At 75.0% G+C, this 14507-nt stretch carries 12 protein-coding genes; 11 read left to right on the forward strand and 1 reads right to left on the reverse strand.

What is annotated here, in order from left to right; translation table 11 throughout:
- Positions 1-4: 4 nt before the first annotated feature.
- The 5 genes from AB0J46_RS17060 to AB0J46_RS17080 are packed head-to-tail and all read left to right on the forward strand — an operon-like array spanning position 5 to position 6948.
- A complete protein-coding gene (locus AB0J46_RS17060) occupies positions 5-1771 on the forward strand; it encodes a peptidoglycan-binding protein (RefSeq protein WP_364332329.1) in 1767 nt (588 codons plus the stop codon).
- Positions 1764-2450, forward strand: a complete 687-nt coding sequence (locus tag AB0J46_RS17065) for an ABC transporter ATP-binding protein (RefSeq protein WP_364332332.1) — start codon at positions 1764-1766, stop codon at positions 2448-2450. Before AB0J46_RS17060 ends, AB0J46_RS17065 begins: the two co-directional genes overlap by 8 nt.
- Positions 2450-3628 (forward strand): ABC transporter permease, encoded by a 1179-nt coding sequence (locus AB0J46_RS17070; RefSeq protein WP_364332335.1) that lies wholly within the window; start codon positions 2450-2452, stop codon positions 3626-3628. The genes AB0J46_RS17065 and AB0J46_RS17070 overlap by 1 nt, the downstream gene beginning before the upstream one ends.
- Before the next feature lie 30 nt (positions 3629-3658).
- Positions 3659-4912: a histidine kinase gene (locus AB0J46_RS17075; RefSeq protein ID WP_364332337.1), complete on the forward strand. Its 1254-nt coding sequence runs from the start codon at positions 3659-3661 to the stop codon at positions 4910-4912.
- The gene (locus AB0J46_RS17080; protein WP_364332340.1) at positions 4909-6948 is read left to right on the forward strand and encodes a sensor histidine kinase; all 2040 of its coding nucleotides are present in this window, start codon (positions 4909-4911) and stop codon (positions 6946-6948) included. The genes AB0J46_RS17075 and AB0J46_RS17080 overlap by 4 nt, the downstream gene beginning before the upstream one ends.
- On the opposite strand, the gene AB0J46_RS17085 is transcribed toward AB0J46_RS17080, so the two are convergent.
- Positions 6945-7589 (reverse strand): hypothetical protein, encoded by a 645-nt coding sequence (locus AB0J46_RS17085; protein ID WP_364332343.1) that lies wholly within the window; start codon positions 7587-7589, stop codon positions 6945-6947. The genes AB0J46_RS17080 and AB0J46_RS17085 overlap by 4 nt on opposite strands.
- Before the next feature lie 152 nt (positions 7590-7741).
- Here AB0J46_RS17085 and AB0J46_RS17090 point away from each other — a divergent pair, with 152 nt between their 5' ends.
- The 6 genes from AB0J46_RS17090 to AB0J46_RS17115 are packed head-to-tail and all read left to right on the forward strand — an operon-like array spanning position 7742 to position 14503.
- On the forward strand, positions 7742-9835 hold the full coding sequence (locus AB0J46_RS17090) for a sensor histidine kinase (protein WP_364332346.1): 2094 nt from the start codon (positions 7742-7744) through the stop codon (positions 9833-9835).
- 29 nt (positions 9836-9864) lie between these two features.
- Complete coding sequence (locus tag AB0J46_RS17095; RefSeq protein WP_352320660.1) at positions 9865-10521, forward strand: response regulator transcription factor; 657 nt, start codon at positions 9865-9867, stop codon at positions 10519-10521.
- Positions 10522-10552: 31 nt separating this feature from the next.
- The gene (locus AB0J46_RS17100; protein WP_358291763.1) at positions 10553-10972 is read left to right on the forward strand and encodes a hypothetical protein; all 420 of its coding nucleotides are present in this window, start codon (positions 10553-10555) and stop codon (positions 10970-10972) included.
- A 59-nt stretch (positions 10973-11031) separates the two neighbouring features.
- Positions 11032-11730 (forward strand): TetR/AcrR family transcriptional regulator, encoded by a 699-nt coding sequence (locus AB0J46_RS17105; protein WP_364332350.1) that lies wholly within the window; start codon positions 11032-11034, stop codon positions 11728-11730.
- The gene (locus AB0J46_RS17110) at positions 11727-13085 is read left to right on the forward strand and encodes an MFS transporter (protein WP_364332353.1); all 1359 of its coding nucleotides are present in this window, start codon (positions 11727-11729) and stop codon (positions 13083-13085) included. Before AB0J46_RS17105 ends, AB0J46_RS17110 begins: the two co-directional genes overlap by 4 nt.
- A complete protein-coding gene (locus tag AB0J46_RS17115) occupies positions 13082-14503 on the forward strand; it encodes an aspartate aminotransferase family protein (RefSeq protein WP_364332356.1) in 1422 nt (473 codons plus the stop codon). Before AB0J46_RS17110 ends, AB0J46_RS17115 begins: the two co-directional genes overlap by 4 nt.
- The last annotated feature ends 4 nt before the right edge of the window (positions 14504-14507 follow it).

Here is a 14507-nt window from a genome sequence, read left to right on the forward strand (position 1 = left end):
CCTCATGAGATCCCCACGCAGGCTTGCGGCCGTCGTGCTCGCCGGGGTCGTGCTCGTCGCCCTGGCCGGGTGGGCGGTGAGCACCCGGCTGCGCTCGCCGGCCGACGAGGCGAGCAGGCGCGCCGCGCCCACACCGTCCCTGGTCACCGCCGCCGTCGAGCGGCGCAGGCTGGTCAGCACCGTGGTGGTCAACGGCACCCTCGAATACGGCTCGCCGCTGCCGGTCGGCCTGGCCGGGGCCGTCGGCGGCGCCTCCGAGCTGCAACGGGCCACCAGGGCGCCGCGTCCTGGCCGGATCGCCGAGGGCGGGGTGCTGATGGAGGTCAACGGCCGGCCGGTGTTCGTCCTGCGCGGGTCGGTGCCGATGCACCGCACGATCACGCCGGGCAGCGAGGGCGCCGACGTCACCCAGTTGCAGCGGGCGCTGCGCAGGCTGGGGCACCGCGCGCCGTCCACCGGCGTCTTCGACCGGGCCACGGTCGCCGCGCTCACCCGGCTCTACGCGGCCAAGGGGTACCAGGCCCAGCGGCCCACCCTCGCCGACCGGCAGACCTACGAGACGCTGCGCAAGGCCGTACGGACCGCCAAGGAGACCCTCGCGGCCGAGCAGCAGGCGCTCGACCGGGGACGTGACGTGCTGCCGCTCAAGCTCAGGCTGAAGAACGCCAGGACCGGGCTCACGGCGGCCCGCCGCGCGCTGGCCGAGGCCCGGTCCCAGGAGCTGCCGCCGGCCGACGAGGCCCGGCTGTCGGCCGCCGACTCGGCGGTGCGGGCGGCCGAGGAGCGGCTGCTGGAGGCCGAGCAGGCCCTCGCCGCCGCCCGCAACCGGCCCACGAGCGCGCCCACGGCGGCCGCCACCCCCACCGCGCCCCCCACCGGCACGCCCGCGCCCGCCGCCACGGCCGCTCCCCAGCCCACGGCCGCACCCGCCGACACGCGGCTGCTGGAGCTGCGGGTGGCCAACGCCCGCGCCGATCTGTCGGCCGCCCAGGAGGCCCGCGACCTGATCCTCAAGGAGGCCGAGCAGGCCCGCGCGGCCCGGGTCGAGCAGCTGCGCGCGGCCGTGCGCACCGCCCAGGAGACGCTGGCGACCGCCGAGCAGGCGCTGCGCCAGGCCAGGCAGCTCTCCCCCGCCCGGCTCAAGGTGACCGGCGCCCGCGCGGACGTGGCGGCGGCCGAGGAGATGCTGGCCGAGTACTCCCGCACGTACGGGGTCTCGATCCCACCCGGCGAGGTGGTGTTCCTGCCGAAGCTGCCGGCCCGCGTGCGCAAGGTGTCGGTGAAGGCCGGGCAGCGCGTCGAGGGCGAGGTCGCCACCGTGACGAGCTCGTCGTTCGCGGTCACGGCGTCGGTCGAGGCGGCGGAGTCCGAGCTGCTGCGTGCGGGCATGCCCGCGACCGTCGAGCTGGACACCGGCCGGTCGTACCCGGCCCGGCTGACCGCCGTGGGCGACAAGGCGAAGGTGCCGGGCTCAGCGGCGGCCGAAGGCGGGGCGCAGCCCGTCCTGATCACGCCGGGCCCGGCCAAGGGGCTCAAGGCCGGGACCGCGGTGACGGCGCGGATCACCGTGGGGGCGACGAAGGACCCGGTCCTGGTGGTGCCCGTGGCGGCCGTGATCACCTCGGCCGACGGCAGGGCCCGGGTCCGGGTCGAGTACGCCACCGACCGCACCAGGGACGTCGAGGTCCGCACCGGCCTGTCCGCCGACGGGAACGTCGAGGTCACCGGCGCGCTCAAGGAGGGCGACCGGGTGGTGGTCGGCGATGCCTGAGCGACGGGCCGAGCCGGTCATCGAGCTGACGGAGGTGTGCCGGCTGTACGCCGCGCAGCCGCCGGTCCGCGCGCTCGACGGCGTCTCGCTGCGGGTGGGCCGCGGCGACCACGTGGCCGTCATGGGCCCGTCCGGCTCCGGCAAGTCCACGCTGCTCAACGTGCTCGGCCTGCTCGACCGGCCCGACTCCGGCAGCTACCGCCTCGACGGAGCCGAGACCACCACGCTCCCCGACGGAGTCAGGACCAGGTTGCGCGGCGACCGGATCGGCTTCGTCTTCCAGTCCTTCCACCTGCTCGCCCACCGCACTGTGGTGGAGAACGTGATGCTCGCCGAGCTCTACACCCGGCGGCCGCGCAAGGGCAGGCGGGAGCGGGCCCTGGCGGCGCTCGACCGCGTCGGCCTCGGACACCGTACGGCGTTCGCGCCCGGCCGGCTGTCCGGGGGCGAACGTCAGCGCACGGCCATCGCCAGGGCCCTCATGGGCTCCCCGTCGCTGCTGCTGTGCGACGAGCCGACGGGCAACCTCGACAGCCGCAACACCGAGGCGGTGCTCGACCTGTTCGACGAGCTGCGGCGGCAGGGCCTGACCATCGTGGTCATCACGCACGAGCAGGAGGTCGGCGCGCGCGCCGACCGGCGGGTGCGGATCACCGACGGCGTCCTGGTGGAGGAGTGATGGACCTGCGCGACCTGGCCGGCGAGGCCGTCGCCGGCCTGCTGGCCCGGCCGCTGCGCACGGCGCTCACCACGCTCGGCACCGTGCTCGGCATCACCACCCTCGTCGTGACGCTCGGCGTGGCCGCCACCGCGGGCAACCAGGTCGTGGGCCACTTCGACGCGCTGGTGGCCACGGCCATCACCGTCGAGGTGCCCGGCACGCCGGGCGCCCACCTGGTGACCTGGGACGCGGTCGACCGGCTGACCAGGCTGCGCGGCGTGGAGTCGGCCGCCGCGCTGTCGGAGAGCGAGGACACCGCGAACCTGTCCGTGCGCTCCAACGACATCGTCGATCCGGCGCGCATCACCACGCAGTCGCTGCCCGTGGTCGCCGCGACCACCGGCCTTCCCGGAGCCCTGCGCGGCACGATGCTGCGGGGCAGGTTCTACGACGCCGGGCACGTCCGGCGCGGCGACCGGGTGGCCGTGCTCGGCGACCAGGCGGCCAGGCTGCTCGGGATCACCCGGCTCGACGGGGCGCCCGCGGTCTTCATCGGGAGCCACGCGTACACGGTGATCGGCGTGCTCGGCGGGCTGCGCCGGGAGCGCGACCTGGGCGCGGCGGTGTTCGTGCCGCCGACCGCCGGGGCCCGTTTCGGGCTGCGGACGGTCACCAGAGTGCTGGTCAACACCGGCCTGGGCGCCACCGCGCTGGTCGCGAGCCAGACGCCGGTCGCGCTCAGCCCCGGCAACGAGGACCTGCTCCAGGTGGTCGCGCCGCCCGGCCCCACCCGGGCCCGCGACGCCGCCCAGGACGACGTCAACGCGCTGTTCCTGATCCTCGGCCTGGTCTCGCTCGTCGTGGGTGCGGTCGGCATCGCCAACGTCACGCTCGTCACGGTGCTGGAACGGGTGCCCGAGATCGGGCTGCGCCGGGCGCTCGGCGCGGCGCGGCGGCACGTGGCCGCCCAGTTCCTGCTGGAGTCGACGCTGGTCGGGCTGGCCGGCGGCGTGATCGGCACGAGCCTCGGCGTGGTCGCCGTGGTCGCCGTCTCGGCCGCCAGGGAGTGGACGCCGCTCCTCGACGCGCGGCTCGCGCTGGCCGCGCCGGTGGCCGGGGCGGTGGTGGGGTTGCTGGCCGGGCTCTATCCGGCGCTGCGGGCGGCGAAGATGCAGCCGGTGGACTCTCTGCGATAGCGGTTCCGCCACTTATGATGTGCCCGACATATGGCGAAAAAAGCCCGGCGGGTGCTGCTCAGAGCGGTCAGACCGCTGCTCGTCAAGGCAGCGGTCCTGTCCGGGCTGCGCGGACGCGAGCGGACCCTGCTCCTGCTCAACCGCGCCTTGGTCTACCTCGCGCTGACCGCCGTGGTCGGCGCCGTCTACTTCGGGGTCGGCGCGCTCGACGCCCTGCTCGGCTCGTGGTCCGACCTGGTCGCCGCGCTGGCCGCGGGCGCGCTGTTCCAGCCCGTACGGCTGCGCCTGCAGAGCGCGGCGGACCGGCTGTTCCGGTGGGAGCGCGACCCGTACCGGCTGGCCGACCGGGTGAGCCGGAGCGTGCAGGAGGCCAGGGGGCCGGCCGAGGCCCTGGCGTCGGCGGCCCACGCCGTCCGGCTGGCCCTGGGGGCGCCCGGCGTCGCGGTGGAGGTCGTCCTGCCCGGCGGACGGGTGCGCAGCGTCGTCGCGGGCGAGATGGGCCCGGCCCCCTCGGTCGAACGCCTGGTCTGGCACGGCAAGTCGATGGGCTGGCTGTCGGTCAGCGGCGAGCCGCGCGACCGCGCGCTGCTGGACATGCTGGCCAGGCAGCTCGCCGAGGTCGCCCACGCCGTACGGCTCAGCGCCGACCTGCAACGCTCGCGCGAGCGCATGATGGTCACCCGCGAGGAGGAGCGCCGCGAACTCCGCCGCAACCTGCACGACGGCCTCGGGCCGGCGCTGACGAACCTGGCGATGAGCGTCGACCAGGCCCGGCTCAGCCTGGCCAGCGACCCCGGCTCGGTCGAGCCCCTGCTCAGCACGGCACGCAGGCAGATGACCGAGGCCATCGTGGACGTCCGCGACCTGGTGTACGGCCTGCGTCCGCCCGCGCTCGACGGCGCCGGGCTGGACGAGCTCGGCCTGGAGGGCGCCTTACGGCTGCTCGCCGACGCGCCCGGCCCGAGGGTGGACGTGGTGGTCTCGGGCTCGCTGGCCGACCTGCCGGCCGCGGTGGAGGTGGCGGCGTACAAGATCGCGCATGAGGCGGTGGCGAACGTGCGCCGGCACGCCCGCGCCACCACCGCCCTGATCAGGGTGGAGCGGCGCGACGGGCTCCGGCTGACGGTGTCCGACGACGGGATCGGGCTGCCCGAGCAGCGCCGTCAGGGGGCCGCCCTGATGCGCGGGCGGGCCGAGGAGGTGGGCGGCGTCTGCCGGCTGGACGTCCGCCCCGGCGGCGGCACCGAGGTCGTCGCGGAACTGCCGGTCAAGGAGCCACGATGACCCCTGCCGACCACGACGGTCCCGGTCCCGGCGCGGAGGGGCCCGGCCGCACGCGGGTGTCGCGGCGGCGGCTCGTGCTGGCGGTGGTGTGGACGGCGGCCGGTGCCTCGCTCGCGGCCGTGGTGACGGCGGCGGTGCTGGCGGCGCAGCTCGGCGGGCTGGCCGAGACGCAGGGGCTCGACCCGATCGGGCTGATGTTCCCGCTCGCCGGCGCGTTCCTGATCAGCCGGCGGCCCCGGCTGCCGGTCCCCTGGCTCATGTGGGCGACGGGCGTGGTCTGGTCGGCGTACTCGCTGCTGTTCGCGCTGACCGGCTGGATGTACTTCCACGCGCCCGGCCCGCTCCTGCCCTATGTCGCCTGGCCGGCCATCTGGCTGTGGCTGCTGCCGGTGCCCACGTTCACGGGGATCATGCCGCTGCTCTTCCCGGACGGGCGGCTGCCGTCGAGGCGCTGGCGGCCGGTGCTCTACGGCAACCTGGTGCTCATGGCCGGGCACTCGCTGCTGCTCGGCCTGTCCCCCGACCCGTCGTTCGAGCTCGGGGTGCCGGTGGGCAACCCGTTCGGGGTGGCGGCGCTGGGCCGGGTCCCCGAGGTCGTGGAGTCGTGGATCGGGATCCCGATGATCCTGCTGTGCCTGCTCGGCGTGGTCTCGCTGGGCTTCAGGTACCGGGCGGCGACGCCCGAGGTGCGCCGCCAGATCACCTGGTACTTCCACGCCATGGTGATCTTCGTCGTCTACTGGATCGCCAGCGCGGGCAATCAGGACACCTTCATCATCGCCGTACGGGTCTTCCTGGCCGCGGGCATCCCCATCGCGATCATCGCCGCCGTGCTGCGCCACCAGCTCTACGGCATCCGGCTCATCCTCAACCGCACGCTGGTGTACGGCACGCTCGCGGTCGGGGCCGGCCTCACGTACTCGGCGCTCATCTGGACGTCCAACAGCCTGGTGGACGGCTACGGCGCGGCGGCGGGGCTCGCCTCCGCGATGGTCACCGGCGCGGCCTTCCATCCCGTGCGCCTGCGCCTCCAGCGCTCGGTGGACCGGCTGTTCAACGTGGAACGCGACCCGTACCGGGCGGCCGACCTGCTCAGCCGTACCGTGCAGCGGGCCGGGGACCCGGCGGGGGCGCTGGCCGAGGCGATCTCCGTCGTGCGCACGTCGCTGGTCGCCCGCGGGGTGGGCGTGGAGGTGCCGGGCGAGCCCGCGCTGTCGTTCGTGGACGGCGAGCTGGGCGCCCGATCGCGGTCCGTCGAGCTGACCTGGCACGGCGAGCCGGTCGGGCGGCTGCGGATCGCCGGGGCGCGGCCGGGCCGCGAGCCGCTGGACGTCATGGCCAAGCACCTGGCCGAGCTGGCGCACGCCGTACGGCTGAGCACCGACCTGCGGGACTCCCACGAGCGGATCAGCGCCACCCGCGACGAGGAGCGGCGCCGGCTGGGCAGGGAGCTGCACGACGGGCTCGGCCCCACGCTGACCAGCGTGACGATGACCCTGGACGAGGCGCGGCGGCGGCTGGAGCGCGACCCCGAGTCGGTGGAGGAGCTGCTGGTCCGGGTGCGCGAGGAGATGACCAGCACGCTCATGTCGGTGCGCGAGCTGGTGGACGGCCTGCGCCCGCCGGTGCTGGACGAGCTGGGCCTGGCCGGCGCCCTGCGCGCCTTCGGCCAGGCCCCGGGCCCCCGGGTCGAGGTCACCGTGCCCGCGGCTGCCGACGGTTCCGAAGGGGTGCTCGACGGGTTGCCGGCGGCGGTGGAGACGGCCGCGTACCGGATCGCGCAGGAGGCGCTGACGAACGTGCGCCGCCACGCCCAGGCCACGTCGGTGCTGGTCACGTTACGGCGGGAGGCCGGGGAGCTGCGGGTGTCGGTCGCCGACGACGGCACCGGCCTGCCCGACGAGCCGTCGCCGGGCGTGGGGCTGACGTCGATGCGCGAGCGGGCGGCCGAGATCGGCGGCGCCTGCGCGATCGGCCCCCGGCCGGGCGGCGGCACCGAGGTGACCGCCGTCCTGCCGCTCACGCCGCCGGCCTAGGAGGTCAGGCTCGGACGCAGCGCGAGCAGCGCGCCGAGGGTGGCGTACCCGACGATCAGGTGGAAGCCGCCGATCCAGTTCGAGATCGACTCGCCGAACACCACGTACGACGGCACCGTCACCACGGCCCAGCTCTCGGCGACGAGCGGCCACCACCGCAGCGCCCCGCGCCAGCGCCCGGCGAAGGCGATCTTGATGCCGATGGCCATCATGCCCAGCATGGACACCGGCCAGAACACGTCGAGCACCTGCATCACCGGCCCGTCCTGGAGGTCGTCGGGCAGGACGCCGTGCAGCAGGGACCAGACACCGGCCAGCCCGAGCAGCACCAGCTCGACCTTGAGCATCATCCTGGCGAAGCCGGACGTGCCCGTCGCGCGGGTCCGGATCTGCACGGCGAGCAGGGCGAAGAGGCCGAGCTGGAAGAGCAGCCCGGTCAGGTCGCCGACCCGCTCGCCGAACCCCTGGGCCTGCGTGCCGTAGACGAAGATGCTGGCGGTCCAGGCGAGCGTGCCGGCGCTCAGCGCGAGGCCGAGCCTGCGGACGGCGGCCGGGGTGACGGCGGGGCCTGCGGATGGGGGCGGGGTGGCGGGCACGTCGGTGCGGGCCCTGGCCGGGGTGGTGGTGATCTTGCCGTCCACGGGAGGTCCTCTCTCCTTGCGGGGATCTTGCGGGGATGTCGTGCCTCCAGGCTTCCGGCGGGCTGCCCCGGGCCGGCAGAGCCGCCGGTCCCGCCTCCGACGGGACTCCTGTCCCGGGACATGAGGACACGGTGTCGGGTGTAATACGTCCCGTGACACAAACCGGACCTTCCGCCCTTCCGGCGGCAGCGACGTCCCCCGCCGCGGCGCGCGGGTGGTGGGCCGTCGGGGTGGCCGTGGCCGGGGTCGCCATCGCGGTCGCCACGGTGACGCTGGACGTCGCCGCCGGGGACGTGCGGTTGCCGCCGACGTCGGAGCTGGAGCCCGGGTGGCCGGCCGCGCTGACCGGGCTCGCGCAGCTCGTCCCGGGCGCGCTGCTGCTGCGCCGGCTGCCGCGGCATCCGGTGGCCTGGGTCCTGGCGGTGTTCGGGCTGCTGTGGCTGCTGGACGGGCTCACGGGAAGCTGGGCGACGTACGCCGCCTACGTCTCGCCCGGCCTGCCGGGGGCCGCGGCGGCGTACTGGTCCTACTCGCGGTTCGGGGCGTCGCTGCTGCTCGGGCTGCCGCTGCTGATCCTGCTGTTCCCGGACGGCCGGCTGCCGCCGGGGCGGGTGTGGCGGGCGTTGTCGGTGACGAGCCTCGTGCTGACCGGGCTGCTCACGGCCCTGCTGGTGACCGCGCCGACGGCGGTGATGGAGCGCTACCACGACCGGGCGATGCCGCCGGAGATCGCGCGGCTGGGCCTCGACTTCCTGTCCGTGGACCTGCCGTACGGGTTCTGGGAGCCGGCGCTGGCGCTGGCGTACGCGTCCGTCCTGGTGAGCCTGGTGGTGCCGTTCGCGTCGATGGTGCGCAGGTACGTGGTCGCCGACGCCGAGCGGCGGGCCCAGATCCGCTGGCTGATGTGGGCCGCGCTGGTGGACATGATCGTGCTCCTGCTGCCGCTGTCGTTGTCCCCGCAGATCCCGGCGGCGCTGCTGACGCTGGCCATCGCGTTCACCGCCGCGGCCGTGGTGGTGGCGGTGACCAAGTACCGCCTGTACGACATCGACCGGCTGCTGTCGGCCACCGTGGCCTACGCCCTGCTCGCCGCGCTCGTGGTGCTCGTGGACGTGGTGGTGTTCACGCTGGTGGGCAGCGTCCTCGGGGAACGGGACTCGGCCCTGGCCGCCATCGCGATCGTCGCCGTCCTGTACGCCCCGCTGCGCACCTGGCTCTGGCGGGCGGTGCGCAGGCTGGTGCGCGGCTCCAGGGACGACCCGTACGCCGCGGTCTCGACGCTGGCCGAGCGGCTGGAGCTGGCCACGGACCCGGACGAGCAGCTGCTCGCGGTGGCCACGACGCTGGCGGAGGCGTTCCGGCTGGCCTACGTGCGGGTGGAGATCGAGCGGCCGGGCGGCGAACGTTCCGTGGTGGAGCACGGGTCGCCGCGCGGGCCGTCGGTGTCGTTGCCGGTGGCCTACCGGGGCGAGACCGTGGGGCGGCTGGTGCTGTGCCGTACCGATCTGACCGAGCGGGACCAGCGGCTGCTCGGCGACCTCGTCCGTCAGGCCGCCGCCGCGGCGCGGGCCGTCGAGCTGAGCACCGACCTGCAGCGCATCCGCGCCCGGCTGGTGCTGGCCCGCGAGGAGGAGCGCCGCAGGCTCCGGCGCGACCTGCACGACGGGCTCGGCCCGAGCCTGGGCGCGGTGGCGCTGCGCATCGAGGCGGCCCGCAACCTGGCCGCCGGCGCACCCGAGCAGGCCGACCGCATCCTGGAGCAGACGGCCGCCGAGGTCGGCGGGGTGCTGGCGGACGTGCGCAGGCTGGTCCACGACCTGCGCCCGCCCGCGCTCGACGAGCTGGGCCTGCTGCGCGCGATCGAGCAGCAGGCCGGCCGGTTCCGCACCGCCGCCCTGGACGTCCGCGTCACCGGCGACGGCCCGCTGGGAGCGCAGGGCGCGCTGCCCGCGGCGGTGGAGGTGGCGGCCTACCGTATCGTGTCCGAAGCGCTGGCCAACGTGGCCAGGCACGCGGGCGCGGCCCGCTGCGACATCACGCTCACCACGCGGGAGGGGGCGCTTGAGGTGGCGGTACGCGACGACGGCTCGGGCATCGGCCCCGACGTGGCGGCGGGCGTGGGCATGCTCTCGCTGCGCGAGCGCGCGGCCGAGCTGGGCGGCGACTGCCGGGTGAGCTGCCCGTCCGGCGGCGGCACCCTGGTCCTGGCCCGGCTGCCGACGCGGGTGGAGGCCGCCGATGTCTAGCCGGAAGCCGATGCGGGTGGAGGCCGCCGATGTCTGACCAGGAGCCGATCAGGGTTCTGCTGGCCGACGACCATCCGGTCTACCGCGACGGGCTCGCGCTGCTGCTCGGCTCGATCCCGGGCATCGAGGTGGCCGGCACCGCCGCCGACGGCCCCGAGGCGGTCGAGCGCGCCGCCGACCTCCAGCCGGACGTCGTGGTGATGGACGTCCGCATGCCGGGGCTCGACGGCATCGAGGCCACCAGGCGGATCGTGGCCGACAGCCCGCACGTCGCCGTCGTCGTGCTGACCATGTCGGAGGAGGACGCCACGCTGTTCGCCGCGATGCGCGCGGGGGCCCGCGGCTACCTGCTCAAGGGCGCGGGCCAGGGCGAGATCGTCCGGGCGATCACCGCGGTCGCGCACGGCGAGGCGATCTTCGGCCCGGCGGTGGCGCTGCGCGTCGCCGAGTTCTTCCAGGGGGCCGCCGCGGCCTCCGGCGACCCGGTCTTCCCGCAGCTCACGCCACGCGAGCGGGAGATCCTGTCGCTGGTGGCGGCCGGCCGCTCGAACGCGCAGATCGCCTCGGCCCTGTTCCTGTCGCCGAAGACCGTGCGCAACAACGTCTCCAACATCTTCGCCAAGCTCCACGTCGCCGACCGCGCCGAGGCCATCGTCCGCGCCCGCGACGCGGGCCTCGGGAAGTGAGCCGTTCGGGGCTCCCGTACGTCATAGAGGTATGAAGATCTGGCGAATCGTGCTTCTGCCGGCGCTCGCGCTGGCCGTCACGGCCTCCGCGCTGCCCGCCGAGGCGGTGACCACGCAGCGGAAGGTGCTGGTCGACCTGCGCGAGGAGGGCGGCTTCGCGGGGCTGCTGAACCGCGTGACGGTCTACACCGACGGCTGCTTCCGGCTCAGCCGCCGCACCGGCCCGGTGGTGACCAAGTGCCTCACGGCCAGGGAACACCGCCAGCTGCGCGGCTATCTGAAGGAGCTGAGGATCGGCCGGTCCGAACGCCCGCCGCAGGGCGCGGACTTCCTCAAGTACACGCTGACCCACAAGGGCCACCACGCCACGCGGTACACGCTGCCCCGCACGTGGAAGCCGGTGGTGGCGCACCTGGACAAGGTCCTCGTCAAGTACTGGGCTCCGGACTGACCGTAAACCTCTCCATCAAGCGATTGACCAAGGGGCGGGACGGAACTACGGTCGGTCGTATGAGACCTGCCGACAGCGGACAGCCGGCCGTGATCCTCAAGGCGGCCACCCAGCTCTTCGCCGCGCTCGGCTACGACGGCACCTCGACGCGCCAGATCGCCGACGCGGCGGGGATGAACATCGCCACCGTCAACTACCACGTGGGCGGCAAGCGGGAGCTGTACCTCGCCGTCATGGAGCGTGCGCACCGGGCGGAGAAGGCGGCGCTGGACAAGGCGCTGGCCCATCTGCCCGGTGCCGACCCGGTCGCCTCCATCCACCGCCTGGTGGACGACTACCTCGACTTCTGCGCGGACAACCCGGAGATCCCCGCGCTGTGGATGCACCGCTGGCTCTCCGACGCGAGCGACATCACCGAGCTGGAACGCCAGTACGTCCAGCCCCTGGTCTCCGCCGTCACCGGCGCGCTGCGGCCGGCGGTCGAGGCCGGCGTGATCGACGGCACGGTCGACCTGGAGTACGCCATGTGGACGGTCATCTGGTCGATCCACGGCTTCGCCAAGGGCGGCGTGCTCGACGCCGACGGCCGCCGCAGGGGCGCGGGCGATCGGGCCGCGCTGCGCCGCTTCCGCGCCCACCTCCACCTCACCCTCCACCGTACCCTCGCCCTCCCCGGCGACCCGCGAACCCTTTCAGGCGACCCGCGAACCCCCCTGCCCGACACCCCCGAAAGCCCTCTGCCTGGCGACCCGCGATGACCGCGGCGGACATCGGCCGGCTCGGTCGCGGACGGCTGCTCGGCTACGGCGTCGGCTCGGTCGGCACCGGCGTGTTCTCCGCCGTCCCCGGCCTGCTGCTGCTCTACTACCTGACCGACATGCTCGGCGTGCCCGCCGCCGTCGCGGGCGCCGTCCTGGTCGCGCCGAAGATCTGGGACGTGCTGCTCAACCCGCTCGTCGGCGCCGCCAGCGACCGCGAGGCCGTGCGCACCGGCGGCCGGACGCGGCTGCTGGCGGTGGGCGCGGCCACGCTGCCGGTGGCGTTCGCGCTGATGTTCGCCGTGCCGGGCGGCGTCGCGGGCGGCGTCGGCGGGGCCGCGTGGTCCGGGGTGGCGTTCCTGCTGGCCGCGACCGCCTTCGCGAGTTTCCAGGTGCCGTACGTGGCGCTGCCGGCCGAGATGTCGGCGAGCCCGGCCGAGCGGACCAGGATCATGTCGTGGCGGGTGGTCTGCCTGACCGTCGGCATCCTGGTCGCGGGCGGCCTGGCCCCCACAGTGGTCGACCTGGCGGGCGGCGGGCGGCCGGGGTACGCGGTCATGGGCGTCGCGATCGGGCTGGTCATGGCCGCCACCCTGGTGGCCGCCACGCTGGGCACGCGGTGGGTGTCGTCGCGTCCGGGGCCCCGGCAGCTCGGCCCGGCGGCGGCCTTCCGGCTGGCCCGGGGCAACCGGCCGTTCTTCGCACTGCTGGCGGCGTTCGTCACGCAGGCGCTCGGGGTGGCGGTGATGCTGGCGGGCGCCCCGTACGTGGCCTCGTACCGGCTGGGCGACTACGGGCTGACCTCGGTGATGTTCGTGTGCCTGGTGGGCCCGAGCATGCTCGCCGTGCCGGCCTGGGCCCGGCTGTCCCGCGCGTACGGGACCGTACGCTGCTACCTGGTCGCCTCGGCCGGGTTCGCCGTCGTGGCGCTCGCCCTGGTCCCCGCCATCGCGGCGGGCAGCCTGGCCGCCACGCTGGCGCTGACCGCGCTGGCCGGGGTCTGCTACGCCGCGCTGCAACTGCTGCCGCTGTCGCTGCTGCCCGACACCGTGCACGCCGACGCCGCCCGTACCGGCCACGCCCAGGCCGGCGCGTTCACCGGCCTGTGGACGGCCGGCGAGACCGCCGGGCTCGCACTCGGCCCCGGCCTGTTCGCGCTGGTCCTGGCGCTGTCGGGGTTCGTCTCCGCGCCCGTGGAGTCGCCCGTCGCCCAGCCGGCCGGCGCGCTGACCGGGCTGCTGCTCGGCTTCACCGCGCTGCCCGCCCTGCTCATGCTGATCAGCCTGCCGTTCGTCGTCCGCTACGGCCGGCTCGCCCTCGACCCCGCCGTCGTCCCCGCCAAGGAGAACGTGTGACCCTCCCCCTGTCCGGAAGAACCGCCGAGGACCTGCTGTCCGAGGTGGCCAGGATGAAGCAGCACGACCTGCCGGTGCGGGGCGGGCAGGTGACCGCGTACGTCTACGACACCGGCCGGCCCGAGGTGCACGCGGCGGCGGCCCGCGCGTACGCCGAGATGCTGGAGGTCAACTGCCTGGACCCGACGGCGTTCCCGAGCATCGTCGAGATGGAGAAGCAGGTCGTGGGCGCGGTCGCCGACCTGCTCGGCGGCGGCCACGGCGTCTTCACCAGCGGCGGCACCGAGTCGATCATGCTGGCGGTCAAGGCGGCGCGGGACGCGGCCGGGCGGCCCGGCGCCAACCTCGTGCTGCCGGTGACCGCCCATCCGGCCTTCCACAAGGCGGCCCACTACCTGGGCCTGCGGGTCAAGGCCGTGCCGGTGGACCTGGAAACGTACAAGGTGCGGGTGGCGGACGTCGCGGCGGCGATCGACGAGGACACGGTCCTGGTGGTGGTCTCTGCGCCGTCGTACCCGCAGGGCGTGATCGACCCGGTCGCGGAGGTCGCCGCCGTGGCGGCCGAGGCGGGCGTGGCCTGCCACGTGGACGCCTGCGTGGGCGGCTGGCTGCTGCCGTGGCTGCGGGAGGCGGGGGCCGACGTGCCGCCGTTCGACCTGTCGGTGCCGGGGGTCACCTCGCTCTCCTGCGACCTGCACAAGTTCGGCTACGCGCCGAAGGGCGCCTCGGTGGTGCTGTTCGCCGACCCGGCGACGCGGCGCAAGGCGTACTTCGCCTCGGCCGCCTGGCCGGGTTACACGATCATCAACGCCACCGTGCAGAGCTCCAGGTCGGCCGGGCCGCTCGGCGGCGCGTGGGCCACGCTCCAGGCGCTCGGCCGGGAGGGGTACGTGGAGCTCGGCCGCGCCACCCTCAAGGCGGCGGCCCGGCTCAGGGAGGGGATCGCCGCGATCCCCGGCCTGCGGGTCCTGGGCGCGCCCGAGTCCTCGCTGGTGGCCTTCGCCGGGGACGACCTCGACGTGTTCGTGCTGGCCGACGCGGCCCGCGGGCGCGGCTGGTTCCTGCAACCACAGCTCTCCTACGCCGGGATCCCCGCGAACCTGCACGTCACGGTCACCGGCGTGACGCTGACCGGCGTGGAGGCGATGCTCGAGGTGATCGCCGACGCGGCGGAGGCGGCCCGGCTGCGCGGCCCCGCCGTGGTGCCGGACGGCCTGGTCGAGCTGATCGCCGACCTGGACCTGGACGCCCTGGACGACGCGACCTTCGCCGAACTGGCCGCCTCGGTGGGCGTGGACCTGCGTCCGGGCGCGGGCCAGCCGGGGATGGCGACGGTCAACGCCGTCCTGGACGCGCTGCCCGCCGAGACCCGGGAAGCCCTCCTGCTCCGCTTCCTGTCGGTGATGTACGCCTCCTGACGGA

The organism is Nonomuraea sp. NPDC049758 (assembly GCF_040674635.1).
In the GTDB taxonomy this organism is placed as follows: Bacteria; Actinomycetota; Actinomycetes; order Streptosporangiales; family Streptosporangiaceae; genus Nonomuraea.